Source organism: Alphaproteobacteria bacterium, assembly GCA_016124955.1.
GTDB lineage: Bacteria > Pseudomonadota > Alphaproteobacteria > UBA9219 > RFNS01 > RI-461.
On record WGMR01000007.1, the window covers coordinates 274,814 to 292,766 of the forward strand.

Here is a 17,953-nt window from a genome sequence, read left to right on the forward strand (position 1 = left end):
AATTAGGTGCAGCAAAAGCGCTGCGGCGCTAGCCGTTCTTTTTCTTTGCGACAGAAGCCTGCCCGCACTTCAGGCGCTGGCGTTCCTGTTCGGCGCGGTTCTTGACGCTGCCCGAAGCGTTCGGGAATTTGGTGCCAAGCTCGTTCAGCGTGGTGCAGGCGTCCTTGGTGTTCTTGAGCGCGGAAAGCGACATTGCCAGCTTCAACAGGCTGTCCGGCGCCTTCACGCCGGTGGGCGCAGCCTGATAGCTTTCGGCGAAGGCGACGGCGGCGTCCTGAAATTTGCTGCGGACGTAAAAGGTTTCGGCCAGCCAGTATTTGGCGTTATCGACCAGCTTGTCTTCGGAATTGTTGCTGATGAAGGCCTTGAATGCGATTTCGGCGTCGTCGTAATTCGCTTGCCGCAAAAGGCTGAAGGCCCTGTCATACTGTTCTTGCGGTGTGCCGTCGTTCGAGGATTGCGTAAGATTGTTCTGGGTCGGACGCTGGCCGTTGAGATTGATGGCGGACGCGCCGGCTTGCGGCGGCGGGCTGCCGGCCAGAATTTCGCTGGCGTCCTGCGCGCTTGCGCTGGCATCGAGGTTGGCGCGGATGCTCGCCTGCTTTTCAAGCGTGCTAAGGCGCATTTCGGAATCCGATTGCTGGCGTTCAAGCTGCTGGCGCATCTGGCGGTTTGCGAATTCCAGCTGTTCGACCTTTCCGGTCATCGCGCGCAACTGGGCTTCAAGGTCGGAAATGCGCGTTTCGAAAACCGACGCGGCGGCGGTGGCAGGGGAATAAGCATCGTTGTTCTGTGCCTGCGCCGGCAGGGCGACGAGCCAGAGGGCGAGTGCGGAAAGGGTGAGGGGACGAAAAGACTGCATGTTCAGGCCTGCGGCGTTGCGGGGAGCGGGATAACAAGGTGCCACAACATTATGGCACGCTTGCGACCGATGCAATGGGCGGTCTTTATTGCCAGCCGCGCGGCGCGTCCGGGGTTTTGGCGAGGGCATGATAGCCGCCGTAAAGCAGCGGCGCCGGCATGGCCGCAAGGCTTCCATACATGCAAGCATGCATAAAACCTTTTATGAGGGGAAAGCCTATGCCGCCCAGTGCGCCCATATGCAGGACGCCAAGTGCCGTTGCGGCGATTAATGCAAAAGTGGCGGCATGCATGAGGGTGATGCGGGCCGCGGCGCCGAAGCGGCTTCGGCCTTCTTCCTGTCTTTCTGTTTGGTAATATCTGTAGCTGCCGTAAGCGGCCCAGCCAATATAGCCAGCCAGAAGTGCGGCGGTGATCAGCGGCGGCATAAGCGTGGCGGAAAGCATGACGGTGGCGGCGAGGCCGAACTGGGTGAAAATGTAGCCAGCCTTGCCAAGGCCGCCCGAAAGCTTGCTGAACATTACGAGGGAACCCTTAAAATTATTGCGTAAAAAATAATCATTGTTTTTTTAAACAAAGCAAAACAATCGTGCACCCACTTTTGTTGGTTAATGCCGGAAACCCTGCAAAACAAGCAAAAGAAAAGGCCCGCAACCTTGCGGTTGCGGGCCTTGATATCAAATCAGCTGCCTGTTAGCGGCTGCTGACAACCGTGACGGAACGGCGATTCTGTGCCCACGAGGCTTCGTTCGAGCCGAGCACGGCCGGACGTTCCTTGCCGTAAGAAATGGTCTGAACGCGGCTGGCATCGACGCCTGCAGCGATCAGATAGTTCTTGGCGGCCGAGGCGCGGCGTTCACCGAGCGCAAGGTTGTACTCACGCGTGCCGCGTTCGTCGCAATGGCCTTCGATCGTGACGCTGAGGCTGCTGTACTTCTTCAGCCAGGTTGCCTGACGACCGAGTGTCGCCTTGGCTTCGCTGGTCAGGTCGGAACGGTCAACGGCGAAAAACACGCGGTCGCCAACATTAACAACCAGGTCTTCCTGGGTACCGGGACGTGCGGCACCGCCGGCACCTGCGCCGCCGGCAAGACCGCTACCATCGGGACCGGATTCGCACGCTGCAACCAGCATGACAGCCGCCGTCAGGCAAAGAACTTTCTTAAACATGGTGTAGCCTCCAAGCTCTTGGCAATTCTGGGCGTAGCTGATCCAGGACGACTGTCCCGAAATTCCAGCCCAAAGGGGGGTGGTGCTGCGAAACTAGCCTTGCACCGGTATTGAATCAAGGGCCGCGCACGGCAGGAAGGCCCAAAAAACCGAGTCACAACAAGCGGATGCGGCTATGTTGCAGTTTTGCAACTTAACATGCTGAAAAGACACAAAAAAACCGCAATGCATTTACCTTAAGCCTGGATCGATGGATGCCGCCAAAAAAATGATTTTTGTTTCTTATAAAAGATAATAATATACCAATTGTAGGTAATTTTACTTACTTAAGAAAAAACAAAACGAGATTACAAAAAATCAATTTTGCAGGGTCGCATGGCCGTGAAATCAGATTTCTCCGTAGTTGTACCCGTGCACATGCGGGCATTCTCAACTCTGAATGATCAGGCAGAAGAAGCGAGGTGCCTGCGGCAGGCGATTCTAAGCCTCGTGCACCAAACCGAGCCGCCCGCTGAGGTCGTGATTGCCGTTGACGGCCCCATCACGCCGCAACAACGCGACGAACTTGCGCATTTCGCGCGCCAGAATCTTCCCTTTAAACTGAAGATCGTCGATCCGAAATGGCCGGCAAGCAAAGGCGCCGATGTTGCGCGCGATATGGGCGCGCGGCACGCGAGCAGGAAATGGATAGCCTTTCTCGATTCGGACGATATTGCTGCCGCAGAAAGACTGGAGACCGAACGCAAAGCCATTCAAGGCGCATGGTTCAAACCCGATATCATCAGAGGCCGTGTTCATTTTTTCAGCAACGATCCACAGCACAGTACGCCCGCGCCTAGCGCGTGCAGCCATCATTCAGCCTTCACAGTCAGGCGCGCAAGTTTGCGCGGCAGGAAGGTTGAACATCTTGCAGCCGATCCCGGCGCAAGAGCGCATGTCATTGATGCGCCGCTGGCATGGGTGCGAAGAACCGCGGACTGGATCAAGTTGCATTTGCCGAATGTAACGCTGTTGCGCGAACATGCCGGCATCGCGCCCGCCGTGCTGGCGAACGAACGGACTCTGTTGGGTGCCAATGCCGGGTCGCCGCCGGAACAGGTGCCGATGTCCGTGCTTATGTGCACATACAATGGCGGCAGCCCGGACGAGCTAAACCAGTCATTGCTCAGCATCCTGCATCAGGATGTGCCGCCCAAGGAAGTTGTGCTCGTGCTTGATGGGCCTGTAGTGAATGGGCAGCGCGAGGTGATCAGGCGTTTCGAGGAAGCCCAAAGGCTAGGCATGTTGCCGTTCACGTTCAAGGTTGTGGAAACAGGCTGGGATACAAACCGTGGTATTCCCGCGGCCCTGAACGAAGGGCTTAAACATTGTACACAGCCGTGGGTCGCGCGCATGGATGCCGACGACATATGCCTTCCCAACCGCTTTATCGCGCAATGGGATGCAATCAGGCGCGCCGAGGCGCGCGGCGAGCGGCTGGATCTTGTGACATCGTCGATCCAGTATTTCGATAAGGACCCATCGCACACGCACGGTAATGCAATTCTGCCCGAATATCATGAAGGCGTTTTCGAACGTTTCCGCTTCCTGCATTCCATCTATCACCCGGCCACAGCCTTCCGGCGCGATGTCGTGCAGAAGCTTGGCGGCTATGATACGAGCTTCGACCAGTGCGAGGATTTCGACCTCTGGCAAAGGATGCTGGAAAACGGCAGCCGTTTCGGCGCGGTGCAGGACCCGTTGGTGCTTGTCCGCGCCAATGCGGCGCAGACGGCGCGCCGCCGCGAAGCCTTTCCGTTCATCATGCGGTGTTTTGATCGTGCGCTGAAAAATGGTTGGCTAACACAGGAAGAGTACGACGGTGCGGTAGCTGAACATAAAAAGCGCGTCAACAACACCGATTTCGGATCACGCGTAGAAGCCAGAGGCGGCAAGCTCCAGATTGATTGGCCGTCTGAACGCATCAGGGCCGTTCATCCGGCGGTGTTGGAAAATGCCCCTATAGACCCGGAAAATCCGTTCGGTGTTCACCGGGCAATGCCGTTGCCCCGCATAGTGCAAGACAACAGAAGCTACTTGGTGCGCCGTCGTCGCAACAGGCACTTGCGCCTGACCTAGGGGATCAGCGGCGACCAGGCCGGATCGGACGCATCGAGCGGGGTGGGGATTTCCCGCTCGTTGTAGCCGGTCAGATCGATCGAATACATGCGCGATATTTTCACGCGCCCGCCGTTGCCCGAAGGACGTTCCTTGAAATACATCAGCACGCGGCCGTTCGGCGCCCATGTCGGGCCTTCGACGTGGAACGCTTCAGCGAGCAGCCGTTCGCCCGAACCGTCGGGACGCATGACGCCGACATAAAACTGCCCGCTTGCCTGTTTCGTGAAGGCGATCAGATCGCCGCGCGGCGACCATACGGGCGTACTGTAGCGGCCATTGCCGAACGATATACGCTGCGGGTTGCCGCCGTTTGCGGTCATCACATAAATCTGCTGCGAACCGCTGCGGTCGCTTTCGAACGTGATTTGCCGCCCGTCCGGGGAATAGGAAGGCGAAGTGTTGATCGAAGGGTGGCTGGTGACGCGTGCGGTGCGGCGTGTGCGCAGATCCATCGTGTAGATATCCGAATTGCCTTCATTGGAAAGCGAAAAGACCACGCGGTTGCCGTCGGGCGAAAAGCGCGGCGCGAAGGTCATTTTCGGGAAATTACCGAGCATTTCCTGCCGCCCGGTATCGATGTTGAACAGATAGACGCGCGGTTTGTTGTTATAGAAAGCCATATATGTGATTTCCTGCGCGGTCGGGTTGAAGCGCGGGGTCAGCACCAGCGCGCGCCCGTCGGTCAGGAAGCGGTGATTCTCGCCGTCCTGATCCATGATCGCAAGCCGCTTCACGCGGTTGTTGCCCGGGCCGGTCTCTGAAACATAGACGATGCGCGTATCAAAATAGCCGTCTTCCCCGGTAATGCGCTTATAGATCGCGTCGCTGATGATATGCGCGATACGGCGCCAGTTGCCCGGCACCGTGAAGTAAGCGAGGCCTGTCATCTGCTGTTCGGCGAACACGTCCCACAAGCGGAATTCAACCCGCAAGCGGCCATCGGGCTGCGGATCGACCTTGCCGACCACCAGCGCCTGCGCGTTCAGCACGCGCCAATCGGGAAAGCGCGGCTGGACCTGCAGCGAGGCGCTATCCTGGATGAAAGTGCGGGGATCTAGCGCGGTAAAGAGCCCGGAGCGCACAAGGTTGTTGCTGATGACCTGCGAAATATCGCGCCCGACCTGCTGCGCCTGTGCATTGGTGCCGACAAAGAGCGGGATCGCGATCGGAATGGGTTCGACAACGCCGCGCGTGATATCGACCCGCAATTCGGCCCGTGCCGGAACCGCCAGCAGGATGATGGCGAACAGGGTGCCAAGGAAGCGAAGGGCGGGGAAGCGGGCGGGAAGGGGCATCGGGAACCTCGCATAGGGTGGGCGCTCATGCCATAGCATAGCCTGAAACATGGCGGTAGTTTGACGTAATATGAAAGCCGCGCCGGGTCAATCTGGGCAGACTTTTGCGGTCCCTTCCGGGGTGTTTAAAGCATGTCCCGCGGATCGAAATTGAAGCGTATGACCCGCCACTGGTTGTATTTGTCCGGCGGCAGCTCGAGCGGGCTGCATTGCGGGTTGCGCAGTGCCCGCACCGCCGCTTCGGCCGCCGACCGGAAATAGGGGTCTGACAGGCGGCTGCGATCGACGATCTCGACCGTACGGACGGTGCGGTCCTGATTAACCTCGATCAGCACCTCGACCACCAGCTTTTCCGCCTCGCGCGCGCCGACGGGCATGTTCCAGCAGCGCGATATCTGTCGGCGCAGGGCATCTTCTTCCGATATCATAAGCCTGTCGGCCAACGCCGGTGCGTTGCTTACCTGCGCGATCAGCTCGTCCAGCTTTTTGTCCGGCTTTTCGGTTTTATCCGGCGGCGTTTCCTGTTTTAGCTTGGCGAGGTTCTTGAGCACGCTCGTCAATTTGTCTTCGGGCGGCTTTTCCTCTTTCTTCTTTTCCTTGGGCTTGTCTTTCTTTTTGATTTCAGCGTCCGGTTTTTCTTCGGGCAGCGCTTCGGCCTCGATATCCTTTTTCTTGATCTCTTCCGGCGGCTTCTTGTTTTCGGGCGGCGGCGTGGGCTTTGCCTCCTTCTTTTCCTGCTGCGGCTGGGGCGGTTTCTCCTCCTCCTTCTCGCGGATGCGGGTGTTGGTCATCTCGCCCACGGTCGCGATCTCGACCGGGATGATCATGGGCGGTGGCGGCAGCGGATCCATAAAGCGCGGCAAGCCCACCAGTACGATCAACAGAATGACGACGTGGAGCAGCGCTGACAGGGTGAGAGAATTGCGCATGGCTGTGAAGGCCCGTCCCCGCTGTTACTTGGCCTTGTTCAGCGGGGTCCGGCCGGCCTTGCTGACGCCCGCCGGCCGCGCACGCGGCAGATCGGCCACCAGCGCGACCTTGCTGTAGCCCGCAGACGTGACCGTGCCCATGACTTCCATGATACGGCCATAGGAAAGATTTTTATCGCCGCGCACGAAGATGCGCGCATCCGGGTTGACCCCGGAAACGCCGCGCAAGCGCATGACAAGCGTTTCCAGTTCGACCGGTGTTTCCTGCAAATAAATGTTGCCCTTGGTATCGATCGTGATGATCAGCGGCTCTTTGTCCTGCGCGACCGACTTGCCTTGCGTTTTCGGCAGATCGACCGGTACGGAAACGGTGAGCAGGGGCGCGGTGACCATGAAGACGATCAGCAGCACCAGCATCACGTCAACCAGCGGCGTGACGTTAATTTCAGGGTTGCGCCGCCAGCTGCGCCGCCGCGATCCGCGCCCGTGGGAGGAAAGCTGGATGTTGCTGCCCACTATTGTCCCCTCAGGCGCCGGGTGCGGGCATGACGCCCGCTTGGACCGCGCCAATCGTGGTGCGGGCGCTCAGCGCGCTTTCTCGCTTCGCTCGTGGATTGTTTTGTAATGACACACATGGGCTAACTGGCCAGCCTTTGCTCTTCAAGGTTACGGGAAAGCAGCGAGGCAAAATCGGACGCGAAGTTTTCGAGCCGTTCGTTATAGCGCCCCAGCTCGGTCGCGAACTTGTTGTAGGCCGCTGTGGCCGGGATGGCGGCGACGAGGCCGATCGCGGTTGCCAGCAAGGCTTCGGCGATGCCGGGCGCGACCACGGCGAGCGAGGTGTTTTGCGCGGCGGCGATGCCGACGAAGCTGCGCATGATGCCCCAGACCGTGCCGAACAGCCCGACGAAGGGCGCGACCGACCCGACCGAAGCGAGGAAGGTCATCCATGTTTCCACGCGCGCCATTTCGCGCCCGATCACGACCTGCATCACGCGATCGATGCGCGCTTGCAGGCTGTTGCGGGCGGCGGCGGTTGCCAGAAGGCCCTTTTCGGTCGCGGCGCGCCATTCCTTCATGCCGGAAACGAACACGGCCTGCATCGGGTCGCCCGGGCGTTTGCCGATCTTGTCGTACAGCTGATCGAGCGCGATGCCGGACCAGAACCTGTCTTCGAAATAGACCGCCTTGCGGTTGAGACGGCGCAGCTTGTACGCCTTGTCGAAAATGACGGCCCATGTGACGACCGAAACCACAAGCAGGCCGAGGATGACGGCCTTGCCCACGGTATCGGCGTGCATGAAAAGACCTGAGATCGAAAGATCGGTCTGCGCGACCGACCCGGCGAGTTCCAGTTGATCGACCTGTTCGACGGGCTGTGCTTCCATGTTCCCTGTTTCCTTCGCTGGCTTCCTTGGTGACGTTTTGCCTTGATTACGATGCGCCTTCCGCCGCCTGCGCCGCGAGCGTCGCGCGCAATGCGTCGGGCAGTTTCCGGACCTTGCCCGCCGGGTCGAGGCTGACCAGCCTGACCGTGGCTTCGACCAGCAAGCGCTCTTCATGGCTTATCGTTTGCCGCATGTCCAGCGTCGCTGCGCCTATCCCCGTTGCGGCGGTGCGGACCGTGAGCAGGTCGTCCAGCCGGGCAGGCGCCACGAATTCCAGTTCACAGCGTTTAACCGCAAAAACCAGGCCGAAATTATGGCGCAGATCGCGATGGTCGTGGCCAAGATGCCGCAACCATTCGGTCCGGCCGCGCTCAAGGAAGCGTAAGTAATTGGCATAATAGACTATTTCACCCGCATCGGTGTCTTCGTAATAAACGCGTATAGACAGTGCGGCGCCGGGATCAGCCATCGCTGTCATCGCCATCTGCCTGCATGCCAAGCGCCAATTGCTCGAGCGCCCCGGCGGGCGGCTTCCGGCCAAGGCAGCGCCAGCCGCCTTCGGTCAGCATCCTGCCGCGCGGCGTGCGTTGCAGCATGCCCTGCTGGATCAGGAAGGGTTCGATCACTTCCTCAAGCATATCGCGCTGCTCGGCCAGTGCGGCCGCCAGCGTTTCCACGCCAACGGGGCCGCCGCCGTAATTTTCGGCGATCAAGCCAAGATAACGGCGGTCGAACGCATCCATGCCCGCGCGGTCAACTTCAAGCGCGGTAAGCGCGGCATCGGCCGCCTTGGCGTCCACGCTTTTTTGTTTGCTCATTTGCGCGAAATCCCGCACCCGGCGCAAAAGCCGCCCGGCCACGCGCGGCGTGCCGCGCGCCCGGGTTGCAATTTCGGCTGCGCCGTCCGCCGTCAGGTTCAGTTCAAGCAATTTTGCGGCGCGGCAGACGATAATTTCAAGTTCCTGCGGCGTATAGAATTGCAGCCGCAGCGGAATGCCGAAACGTTCGCGCAGCGGCCGGGTGATAAGGCCCGAACGCGTGGTCGCGCCGATCAGCGTGAAGGGCGGCAGATCGATCCGCACGCTGCGCGCCGCCGGGCCTTCGCCGATCATGAGATCGAGCTGGAAATCCTCCATCGCCGGATAAAGAATTTCCTCGACCGCCGGGCTGAGGCGGTGAATTTCGTCGATGAACAACACGTCGCGCGGTTGCAGGTTGGTGAGCAGGGCCGCGAGATCCCCCGCCCGCGCAATTACCGGGCCGGACGTGGCGCGAAAACTCACGCCCAGTTCGCGCGCGACAATTTGCGCCAGCGTGGTCTTGCCAAGCCCCGGCGGCCCGTAAAACAAAACGTGATCGAGCGCCGCTTCGCGCTGCCGCGCGGCGCCGATAAACACATCAAGGTTGCGGCGCAGCGCTTCCTGGCCAATAAAATCCTGCAGCGTTTGCGGGCGCAGCGCGACGCTTTCCGCTTCCGCCTCGCTTTGCGCGGGCGCGACGATGCGGTCCGGCGCGATTTTTGTTTTTGCCCCGCTCATGCCGCGTGTTCCTTGCCGGCCAGCTCGCCGAGGCTTGCGCGAATCAGCGCATCAAGCGGTGCGTTGGCGCCAAGCTTTGCGCGCGCGGCGGCTGCGGCTGCGAACGCTTCGGCCCGTTTGTAGCCGAGATTGAGCAGCGCCGAGACGGTATCGCGCTGCGCGTCCGTTTGGTTCGTGTCGCCCGCATCGCCGCCCGCGGCCGCGAGCCGGACAGCGCCGCCGCCCGCAAGCGTGCCCACTTTATCCTTCAATTCGGTCACCAGCCGCGCCGCCAGTTTGGGGCCGACGCCTTCGGCCTTGGTCAGTGCCGATTTGTCTTGTGCCGTGATCGCGAGCGTTAGTTGGTCGGGCGAAAGCGTACCGAGGATACCCAGCGCTACCCGCGCCCCCACGCCTTGCACGGTGGTGAGCAGGCGGAACCAGTCGCGCTCCGTGCCGTCGATGAAGCCGTAAAGGCTGATGGCGTCTTCGCGCACGATGGTCTCGACCAGCAGCGCGACCTGCGCTTCGCCGGGCCGCAACGCGCGCAGCGTGCGCGCCGAACAGGCGACGACATAGCCGACACCCTGCACGTCGATAAGCGCCTGCGCGCCCGAGACGTTTTCCAGCTTTCCCGTGAGCTTGCCGATCATCGCCCGGCCCCCGCCACGCGGGCGATCAGGTTCGTGGCCGTGCGATGATGCGCGTGGCAAATGGCGATGGCGAGCGCATCGGCCGCGTCCGATGTTTCAACCCCCGCGCCCGGCAAAAGCAGCTTGATCATCACTTCGATCTGGCTTTTATCGGCATGGCCATAGCCGGTGACCGATTTTTTGATCAGGTTGGCGGCATATTCGTGCACATGCACGCCCGCGCGCGCCGGGCATAGCAGGGCGATGCCGCGGGCCTGACCGAGCTTCAGCGCGCTGGCGGCGTTGTTGTTGACGAAGGTTTGCTCGACCGCCGCTTCGTCCGGCCCATGGGCGGCGATAACGGCATCGAGCGCGTCCGCGATGGCGGCAAGGCGTTCGGCCACCGGCGCGCTTTCGCGCGGGCTGATGCAGCCGCCCGCGATAAAGGAAAGATGATTGCCTGAAACCGCAATGATGCCCCATCCGGTATGACGCAAGCCGGGATCGATGCCAAGAATTGTAACAGGTGAGGCGGCGGGTGCGGTCATGGCGGCTGCGGCTTCCCTTGCCCCGGCGCGGGGCGAATCAATATGTAAAACAGGCTTATGAAGCCAGTTTTGCACACATGGCGGGTATTTTGGAAGCGCCCCGAAAGGGCTGGTTTGCGGCTATTTGCCGACCGCGGCGGTCAGTTCCGGCAGGATCTGGAACAGGTCGCCGACAAGGCCGTAATCCGCCACCTGGAAGATGGGGGCATCCGGGTCCTTGTTGATGGCCACGATCACCTTGCTGTTGGTCATGCCCGCGAGATGCTGGATCGCGCCGGAAATACCGATGGCGACATACAAATCGGGCGCGACCACCTTGCCGGTTTGCCCGACCTGATAATCGTTCGGCACATAGCCGGCATCGACCGCGGCCCGGCTTGCGCCCACGGCGGCGCCGAGCTTGTCGGCCAGCGCATCGATAAGCTTGAAGTTTTCGGCGCTGCCCACGCCGCGCCCGCCGGAAATCACGATGCGCGCCGCGCCCAGCTCGGGCCGTTCGGATTTCGACAGTTCTTGCGAAACGAACTTGCTGAGCCCGGTATCGCCCTTGCCGGAAATTTTCTCGATCGCGCCGCTGCCACCCGTACCCGCACTTGCAAACGCGGTCGGGCGCACGGTGATCAGCTTGATCTTATCGGTGCTTTGCACGGTCGCCAGCGCGTTGCCAGCATAAATCGGGCGCACGAAGGTATCGGCGCCTTCGATCGCAATGATGTCGGATATTTGTTGCACGTCCAGCAACGCGGCGGCGCGCGGCATCAGGTTTTTGCCGAAAGACGAAGCGGGCGCCAGCACATGGCTGTAGCCGCCCGCAAGTTCGGTCACCAGCGGGGTCAGGTTTTCGGCCAATCCGTGTTCGTAAGCCGCATCGTCCGCCACCAGCACCTTTTCCACGCCCTGCAGCGCGGCGGCTTCGGCGGCCGCGCCATCGCAGCCATGCCCCCCGACAAGAACGGCAACGCCGCCCGCGCCCAGTTTGGATGCGGCCGCGACCACATGCGCGGTGACGGATTTAAGGTTTTTGTTGTCGTGTTCGGCGATGACGAGAACGGGCATGGGTCAGATCACCTTCGCTTCGTTTTTCAGTTTATCGACCAGCGTAGCGACGTCCGGCACCTTGATTCCGGCCTTGCGCTTGGGCGGTTCGGTCACTTTCAGCGTTTTCAGGCGCGGGGCCAGATCGACGCCCAGATCGCCGGGCTGGATCACTTCGAGCGGCTTTTTCTTCGCCTTCATGATGTTGGGAAGCGAAGCGTAGCGCGGCTCGTTCAGGCGCAGATCGGTCGTGATGATCGCCGGAGTCTTGACCTCGATCGTCTCAAGCCCGCCGTCGATTTCGCGCGTCACCTTGGCGGTGCCCCCGCCAAGTTCGAGCTTGGAAGCGAAGGTCGCCTGCGGCCAGCCCAGCAGCGCGGCCAGCATCTGCCCGGTCTGGTTGCAATCGTCGTCGATCGCCTGCTTGCCCATGATCACGAGATCGGGCTTTTCCTTTTCGATGATCTTTTGCAGCAACTTGGCGACCGCAAGCGGCTGCACTTCACCGTCGTGCGGCACATGGATCGCGCGGTCGGCGCCGATCGCCATGCAGGTGCGCAGGCTGTCGGCCGCTTGCGCCACGCCGATCGAAACCGCCACCACTTCCTTGGCGAGGTTTTTTTCGCGCAAACGCACGGCTTCCTCGACCGCGATTTCATCGAACGGGTTGACCGCCATTTTCACGTTGGCGAGCTCGACGCCGGTTTGATCGGCCTTGACGCGGATCTTCACATAGGGATCGACGACGCGCTTGATGGGAACGAGGATTTTCATGGCTTTAAAAGGTCTTTGAAGGGGTTTTGCGGGTTGCTTGTGGTGCGAATCAAGATTTAGCCGGTCTTGCGCCGTCTGTCACCAGCTTGTTGGGCGGTTTGGCCCCGTTTTTACTGCTTTCCGGCCGTTATGGCCGCGAGCGCGAAAAAGGCGATCGCCAGCGCTTGCAGCGTCACGCGCATCCGCATCAGGCGGTTACCGTATCGCTTGGCGAATTCGCCGCCCTTGGCCATGCTGAACAGGCCCAGAAAAAGCGTAGCCAGCACCGCCAGCATGGCGATCCCGAGGCATATGGCGAAGAAAACGGACATGCGCGGAAATGTAGCCCTGCCCGCCCGGTTTGGCTAGTCTGGCCGCATGATCGTCCTTGGCATTGAAACCAGTTGCGATGAAACCGCCGTCGGCATCGTTGACGGCGCGCGCGCCGTGCTGGCGAACGAGATCGCCTCGCAAATCGAAGTGCACCGCGCCTATGGCGGCGTGGTGCCCGAAATCGCGGCCCGCGCCCATCTCGATCAACTTGGCGGTCTTGCCGCCCGTGCGCTTGCGGCTGCCGGGATGGGGTTTGGCGACATCGATGGTATCGCGGCCACCTGCGGGCCGGGGCTTATCGGCGGCGTAATGGTGGGGGCGATGTTCGGCAAGGGCATCGCGGCGGCGCGCAAGCTGCCTTTCGTGGATGTGAACCATCTGGAAGCGCATGCGCTGACCGCGCGGCTGACGCATGACGTGCCGTTCCCTTATCTGCTGCTGCTCGTGACCGGCGGGCATTGCCAGCTGCTGCTGGCGCGCGGCGTCGGGGATTATGCGCAGCTCGGCGGCACGATCGACGATGCGGTGGGCGAATGTTTTGATAAATGCGCCAAGCTGATGGGGCTGCCTTATCCCGGCGGCCCGGCGGTTGAGGCGGCGGCGCGCGGCGGCATGCCGCGCATCGATCTGCCCCGGCCCATGCTGGGGCGCAAGGATGGCGACGCGTGCGATTTTTCCTTTTCCGGCCTCAAGACCGCCGTGCGACAGGCGTTCGAGGCCGTGCCCGCGCGGGATGAAGGTTTCGTGGCCGATCTTTGCGCCAGCCTGCAGCTGGCGATCGGCGACATACTGGTTGACCGGACGGAAAACGCACTTTCCCGCACGGAGGGGGACGGCGTAACCGCGCTTGTGGTCGCGGGCGGCGTTGCGGCCAATCAGGCGCTGGGCGCACGGCTGACCGCATTGGCGGGTGCGCGCGGGCTGCCATGCATTGTGCCGCCGCCGGCGCTGTGCACCGATAACGGCGTGATGATTGCGTGGGCAGGGCTTGAGCGTTTGCGGCTGGGGCTGACCGGCGCTTTGGATGCGCCCGCGCGGCCGCGCTGGCCGCTTAGCGAACTTGGTACGCGGCGATCGACGCGACAATAGACGTAGCCGGGGCCTGCGCTTATAGTCGGCGGAAAAGAAGGGGGAGAAGGCTTATGACAAAAATCACAGCGGGCGGCGATTTTGCCAACAAGACCGCGGAGATATTGCTGCGGATCAAGGCGGTGCATTTCAACGCCGAAAAGCCTTTCATTTTCACTTCGGGCCGCGCGAGCCCGGTTTACATTGATTGCCGCAAGCCGATTTCCTTCGTCGCCGAACGGCGCGCGCTGACCGGTATGTTGCACGATAAAATCAACGCCGCGGCGGGCAAGGCCCCGTTCGATTATGTGGCGGGCGGCGAAACCGCCGGGATCGCCTATGCCGCATGGATGGCCGAAGCCTATAACCTGCCCATGCTTTATGTGCGCAAGAAGCCCAAGGGGTTTGGCCGCGGCGCGCAAATCGAGGGCGAGATGGAGGAGGGCAAACGCGCCCTTTTGATCGAGGATCTGACCACGGACGGCAAGAGCAAGGAAAATTTCGTGAATGCGCTGCGGCAGGCGGGCGCCACGGTCGATCATGTTGCGTCCGTATTTTTCTATGGCGTCTATCCGATGGCGGAGCAGAACTTCAAGAGGCTGGACGTGCAGCTGCATTATCTGTGCACATGGTGGGATATGCTGGCCTATACCCGCGCCACCAAATATTTCGATGAAAACACGCTGAACGAAGTGGAAAAGTTCTTGCAGGATCCGGAAAGCTGGTCCCGCGCCCATGGCGGGAAGGAAGACGCGGCCGCTTCGTAATCAGGAGCGCAGCGTGCCGCCCGTGGCCTTTGTGACGGCGGCGGTGATTTTTGCGGCAATTTCCTCGATCTGCGCGTCGGTCAGCGAAGTTTCGCGCGGCTGCAAGGTTACGCTGAAGGCCAGCGATTTTTTGCCTTCCCCGACATTCTTGCCCGCATAAACATCGAACAACTGCACGTCCGCGATCAAATTCTTTTCCGCTTGCCGCGCGGCCTTGATCACGCGCTCCGCCGTCACGTCCGTATCGACCACGAAGGCGAAGTCGCGCGCGACCGGTTGCAGCGCGGGCAGATCGAGCAGCGAACGCGCCGTGCCTGCCGCCTTGGGCTGCGGCACGGCCGCGATCATGATTTCGCATCCCGTCATCGGCCCCTTGGCATCGCAAATCATCAGCACGCCGGGGTGAATTTCACCGAAATAAGCGAGCACGGCGGGGCCAAGCCGCAACGCGCCCGCGCGGCCCGGGTGGTACCAGGCGGGTGCATCCGCGGTGACCTGAAGGTTGGCAACAGGCGCGCCGCAGGCCGCGAGCGCCGCAAGCGCATCCGCCTTGGCATCATGCGCATCGACGGGGCGCGAAGGCTGCGCCCAGTGCCGGGGCGTTGCGCCCGCGCGCAGCGCGGCGGCCACCGTGCTTTGCCCTTCGGGCGTTGCGTCGCGCCATGCGGGGCCAACCTCGAACAAGCCAGCATCCGCAAAACCGCGATCGGCGTTGCGCTTGGCCGCGAGGATCAGGTTGCCGAGGATAGAGGGCCGCATCACGTCGAGCTCCGACGAGATAGGGTTCAGAAGCCGCAAGCTTTCGGGCACGCCGCCGAATTGCGCGGCGATGGCCGAAGGCATGAAAGACCACGTAACGGCTTCAAGCAGCCCTTGCGCCGCCAGCGCACGGCGTGCCTGCACGGCGCGGCGTTGCGGCAGCGTGATGGCGGATTGCGTGACGGCGGCCGGCCTTGCAAGCGATTGCGCGGGCACATTATCGATCCCGTGCACGCGGATGATTTCCTCGACCAGATCGGCTTCGCCCTCGATATCCGGGCGCCAGCTCGGCGCTTTCCATGCGCCGCCCTTCTGCTCGAACCCAAGTGCTGTCAGAATTTTTTTCTGCTCCGCCGCAGGCACATCAACGCCGATCAGCGTTTTGCAGCGGTTTTCGCGCAGCGTGATGGTTCTGTCCGGCATCGGCGCGCTGCCTGCGACCACAAGATCGCTGATCTGTGTTTCCTTTGTGCCGCACAGGTCAAGGATAAGCTTGGTGGCCAGTTCGGCCCCCGGTTGCGTAAAGGCGGGGTCGATGCCGCGTTCAAACCGCCAGCGCGCGTCGGATGCGATATCGAGCTGCCGGCCCGTGCGCGCGGTACGGATGGGGTCGAAATAGGCGGCTTCGATAAACACACCGGTGGTTGCTTCGGTGCAGCCGCTGGCTTCGCCGCCGATGATGCCGCCGAGCGAAAGCACGCCATTATCGTCCGCGATCACGGTCTGGCCTTCGGCCAGTTCGTAGGTTTTTTTATTGAGTGCCACGAGCTTTTCGCCCTTGCGCGCGAAGCGCAGCGAAAGATTGCCCTTGATCCCGGCGGCATCGAACACATGCAGCGGGCGCATGCAATCGAGCGTCGCGAAATTGGTGATATCGACCAGCGCCGAGATCGGTCGCAGCCCCACGGCGCGCAACCTGTCCTGCAGCCATTTGGGGCTGGGGCCGTTCTTCACGCCCTTGATCATGCGCCCGGTGAAATGCGGGCACGCGGCGGCGTCTTCGGCCGGGAAGTTGAACGTAACGGCAATCGGGCTTTTGAAGGTTCCCTTGGCGGGTTTGATATCCTGCGGCTTCAGCGTACCGAGGCCCGCTGCGGCAAGGTCGCGCGCAACGCCGCGTACGCCCGCGCAATCGGGCCGGTTGGGCGTAAGCCCGAGTTCGATCACCGGGTCATCGAGCCCCGCCCATGCGGCATAGCTTTTGCCGACCGGCGCATCGGCGGGCAGTTCGATGATGCCTTCATGGTCTTCGCCGAGGCCCAGCTCGTCCGCCGCGCACAGCATGCCCATGCTTTCGACGCCGCGGATCTTGCTTTTGCCAAGCGTGATGTTGAGGCCGGGGATAAAATCGCCCGGTCGGCTCAGCACCGCCTTCATGCCGGCGCGGCAATTGGGCGCCCCGCACACGACCTGTATTTTCTCGCTGCCCGTATTGACTGTGGCGATCTTGAGCCTGTCGGCATCCGGGTGTTTTTCGGTGGCCAGAACCTCGGCGATCGTGAAGGGCGCAAGCGATTTGGCGGGGTCGGTCAGGCTTTCAACTTCAAGCCCCAGCGATGTCAAACGCGCGCAAACTTCATCCAGCGTTGCGGTGGTTTCAAGATGCTCTTTCAGCCATGAAAAGGTGAATTTCATTTGCCGCCGCCCCCGTTGCTGCCGGTGGCAAGGCTCGGGATATCGAGCGCGCTGAAACCGTAATGCCTGAGCCAGCGCAGATCGGCTTCGAAGAAGGTGCGCAGATCGGGGATGCCGTATTTCAGCATGGCGATGCGTTCGATGCCCATGCCGAAGGCGAAGCCCTGGTATTTTTCGGGATCGAGCCCGCAATTGCGCAGCACATTCGGATGCACCATGCCGCAGCCCAGAATTTCGAGCCAATCGCCATGGTTGCCGAGCTTCAGCTTGCCGCCCGCCCGTGAACAACCGATATCAACTTCGGCTCCCGGCTCGACGAACGGGAAAAAGGAAGGCCGGAAGCGTGCGGGCAAATCGGGGATCGCGAAGAAGGTTCGCAGAAAATCCATCAGGCAGCCTTTCAGTTCCGCCATGGTGGTGGTTTCGTCGATCACCAGCCCTTCGACCTGATGAAACATGGGCGTGTGGGTCTGATCATAATCGCAGCGGTAGGTGCGGCCGGGAATAATGACGCGGATCGGCGGTTTGCCGTTCATCATCGTGCGCACCTGCACCGGGCTGGTGTGGGTGCGCAGAACCGTGGTTTCCTCGGCGGTCTTCGGCAGGAAGAAAGTTTGCTGCATGTCGCGCGCCGGATGGTCGGGCGGGAAGTTCAGCGCACGGAAATTGTTAAAATCGCTTTCGATGTCCGGCCCTTCGGCCAGCGTGAAACCCATGGCGCCGAAAATTTCGATGATCTCGTCGATTGTCTGGCTGATAGGGTGGATGCGCCCGTCGGGCAGCGGTCGTGCGGGCAGGGTGATATCGATCTGTTCGCCCGCAAGGCGGGCATCAAGCGCGGCGCGGCCAAGCTCGGCCTTGCGCGCGTCAATCAGCGCCGTGATCTCGTCCTTGATGCGGTTGAGCTCGGCGCCGCGCTGCTTGCGCGCATCCCCGTCCAGCGCGGAAAGCTGCTTCATCAGGCCGGTGATCGCGCCTTTTTTGCCGAGCGCGGAAACGCGCAGCTCTTCAAGTGCGTCAAGCGTGGCGGCGCCGCCAACGGCCGCCACCAGTTCGGTTTTTAATGCGGCTGGGTCGGAAGCGATGCTCATTGCGCGTGCCGC

General features: G+C 61.6%; 19 protein-coding genes. 3 read left to right on the plus strand and 16 right to left on the minus strand.

The window, feature by feature from the left end; genetic code table 11:
* Positions 1–28: 28 nt before the first annotated feature.
* From ybgF to pal, 3 genes are all read right to left on the minus strand, one after another.
* Complete coding sequence (ybgF, locus tag GC131_07195) at positions 29–1,051, minus strand: tol-pal system protein YbgF (protein ID MBI1273852.1); 1,023 nt, start codon at positions 1,049–1,051, stop codon at positions 29–31.
* Positions 948–1,382 (minus strand): hypothetical protein, encoded by a 435-nt coding sequence (locus tag GC131_07200; GenBank protein ID MBI1273853.1) that lies wholly within the window; start codon positions 1,380–1,382, stop codon positions 948–950. Before GC131_07200 ends, ybgF begins: the two co-directional genes overlap by 104 nt.
* Positions 1,383–1,554: 172 nt before the next feature.
* Complete coding sequence (gene pal / locus GC131_07205) at positions 1,555–2,031, minus strand: peptidoglycan-associated lipoprotein Pal (GenBank protein MBI1273854.1); 477 nt, start codon at positions 2,029–2,031, stop codon at positions 1,555–1,557.
* Positions 2,032–2,406: 375 nt separating this feature from the next.
* Between pal and GC131_07210 the strand changes: the two genes are divergently transcribed.
* On the plus strand, positions 2,407–4,149 hold the full coding sequence (locus tag GC131_07210; protein ID MBI1273855.1) for a glycosyltransferase: 1,743 nt from the start codon (positions 2,407–2,409) through the stop codon (positions 4,147–4,149).
* On the opposite strand, the gene tolB is transcribed toward GC131_07210, so the two are convergent.
* From tolB to GC131_07265, 11 genes are all read right to left on the minus strand, one after another.
* Entirely contained in the window at positions 4,146–5,486 is a 1,341-nt protein-coding gene (tolB, locus tag GC131_07215) for a Tol-Pal system protein TolB (protein MBI1273856.1), read from the minus strand. The two genes, GC131_07210 and tolB, sit on opposite strands and share 4 nt — an antisense overlap.
* A gap of 125 nt (positions 5,487–5,611) precedes the next feature.
* The gene (locus GC131_07220; protein MBI1273857.1) at positions 5,612–6,415 is read right to left on the minus strand and encodes a hypothetical protein; all 804 of its coding nucleotides are present in this window, start codon (positions 6,413–6,415) and stop codon (positions 5,612–5,614) included.
* A gap of 24 nt (positions 6,416–6,439) precedes the next feature.
* Positions 6,440–6,931, minus strand: coding sequence for a protein TolR (locus GC131_07225; protein ID MBI1273858.1), 492 nt, complete (start codon positions 6,929–6,931; stop codon positions 6,440–6,442).
* A gap of 122 nt (positions 6,932–7,053) precedes the next feature.
* Positions 7,054–7,803 carry a protein TolQ gene (gene tolQ / locus GC131_07230; protein ID MBI1273859.1) on the minus strand — a complete coding sequence of 250 codons (750 nt, stop codon included), beginning with the start codon at positions 7,801–7,803 and terminating at the stop codon, positions 7,054–7,056.
* 46 nt (positions 7,804–7,849) lie between these two features.
* Positions 7,850–8,272 (minus strand): tol-pal system-associated acyl-CoA thioesterase, encoded by a 423-nt coding sequence (ybgC, locus tag GC131_07235; protein MBI1273860.1) that lies wholly within the window; start codon positions 8,270–8,272, stop codon positions 7,850–7,852.
* Positions 8,265–9,341, minus strand: coding sequence for a Holliday junction branch migration DNA helicase RuvB (ruvB, locus tag GC131_07240; GenBank protein ID MBI1273861.1), 1,077 nt, complete (start codon positions 9,339–9,341; stop codon positions 8,265–8,267). Before ruvB ends, ybgC begins: the two co-directional genes overlap by 8 nt.
* A complete protein-coding gene (ruvA, locus tag GC131_07245) occupies positions 9,338–9,973 on the minus strand; it encodes a Holliday junction branch migration protein RuvA (GenBank protein ID MBI1273862.1) in 636 nt (211 codons plus the stop codon). The genes ruvB and ruvA overlap by 4 nt, the downstream gene beginning before the upstream one ends.
* On the minus strand, positions 9,970–10,500 hold the full coding sequence (ruvC, locus tag GC131_07250; protein MBI1273863.1) for a crossover junction endodeoxyribonuclease RuvC: 531 nt from the start codon (positions 10,498–10,500) through the stop codon (positions 9,970–9,972). Before ruvC ends, ruvA begins: the two co-directional genes overlap by 4 nt.
* 120 nt (positions 10,501–10,620) lie before the next feature.
* Positions 10,621–11,556, minus strand: a complete 936-nt coding sequence (locus tag GC131_07255; GenBank protein ID MBI1273864.1) for an electron transfer flavoprotein subunit alpha/FixB family protein — start codon at positions 11,554–11,556, stop codon at positions 10,621–10,623.
* 3 nt (positions 11,557–11,559) lie between these two features.
* Positions 11,560–12,309 carry an electron transfer flavoprotein subunit beta/FixA family protein gene (locus tag GC131_07260; GenBank protein MBI1273865.1) on the minus strand — a complete coding sequence of 250 codons (750 nt, stop codon included), beginning with the start codon at positions 12,307–12,309 and terminating at the stop codon, positions 11,560–11,562.
* Between the two features lie 110 nt (positions 12,310–12,419).
* Positions 12,420–12,620: a twin transmembrane helix small protein gene (locus tag GC131_07265; GenBank protein MBI1273866.1), complete on the minus strand. Its 201-nt coding sequence runs from the start codon at positions 12,618–12,620 to the stop codon at positions 12,420–12,422.
* A 46-nt stretch (positions 12,621–12,666) separates the two neighbouring features.
* Between GC131_07265 and tsaD the strand changes: the two genes are divergently transcribed.
* Positions 12,667–13,710 (plus strand): tRNA (adenosine(37)-N6)-threonylcarbamoyltransferase complex transferase subunit TsaD, encoded by a 1,044-nt coding sequence (gene tsaD / locus GC131_07270; protein ID MBI1273867.1) that lies wholly within the window; start codon positions 12,667–12,669, stop codon positions 13,708–13,710.
* A 53-nt stretch (positions 13,711–13,763) separates the two neighbouring features.
* A complete protein-coding gene (locus GC131_07275) occupies positions 13,764–14,456 on the plus strand; it encodes an orotate phosphoribosyltransferase (GenBank protein MBI1273868.1) in 693 nt (230 codons plus the stop codon).
* Here the strand turns inward: GC131_07275 and GC131_07280 are convergent, their stop codons facing one another.
* Positions 14,457–16,850, minus strand: coding sequence for a phenylalanine--tRNA ligase subunit beta (locus tag GC131_07280; protein MBI1273869.1), 2,394 nt, complete (start codon positions 16,848–16,850; stop codon positions 14,457–14,459).
* Positions 16,847–17,941, minus strand: a complete 1,095-nt coding sequence (gene pheS / locus GC131_07285; protein ID MBI1273870.1) for a phenylalanine--tRNA ligase subunit alpha — start codon at positions 17,939–17,941, stop codon at positions 16,847–16,849. Before pheS ends, GC131_07280 begins: the two co-directional genes overlap by 4 nt.
* Between the last annotated feature and the right edge of the window lie 12 nt (positions 17,942–17,953).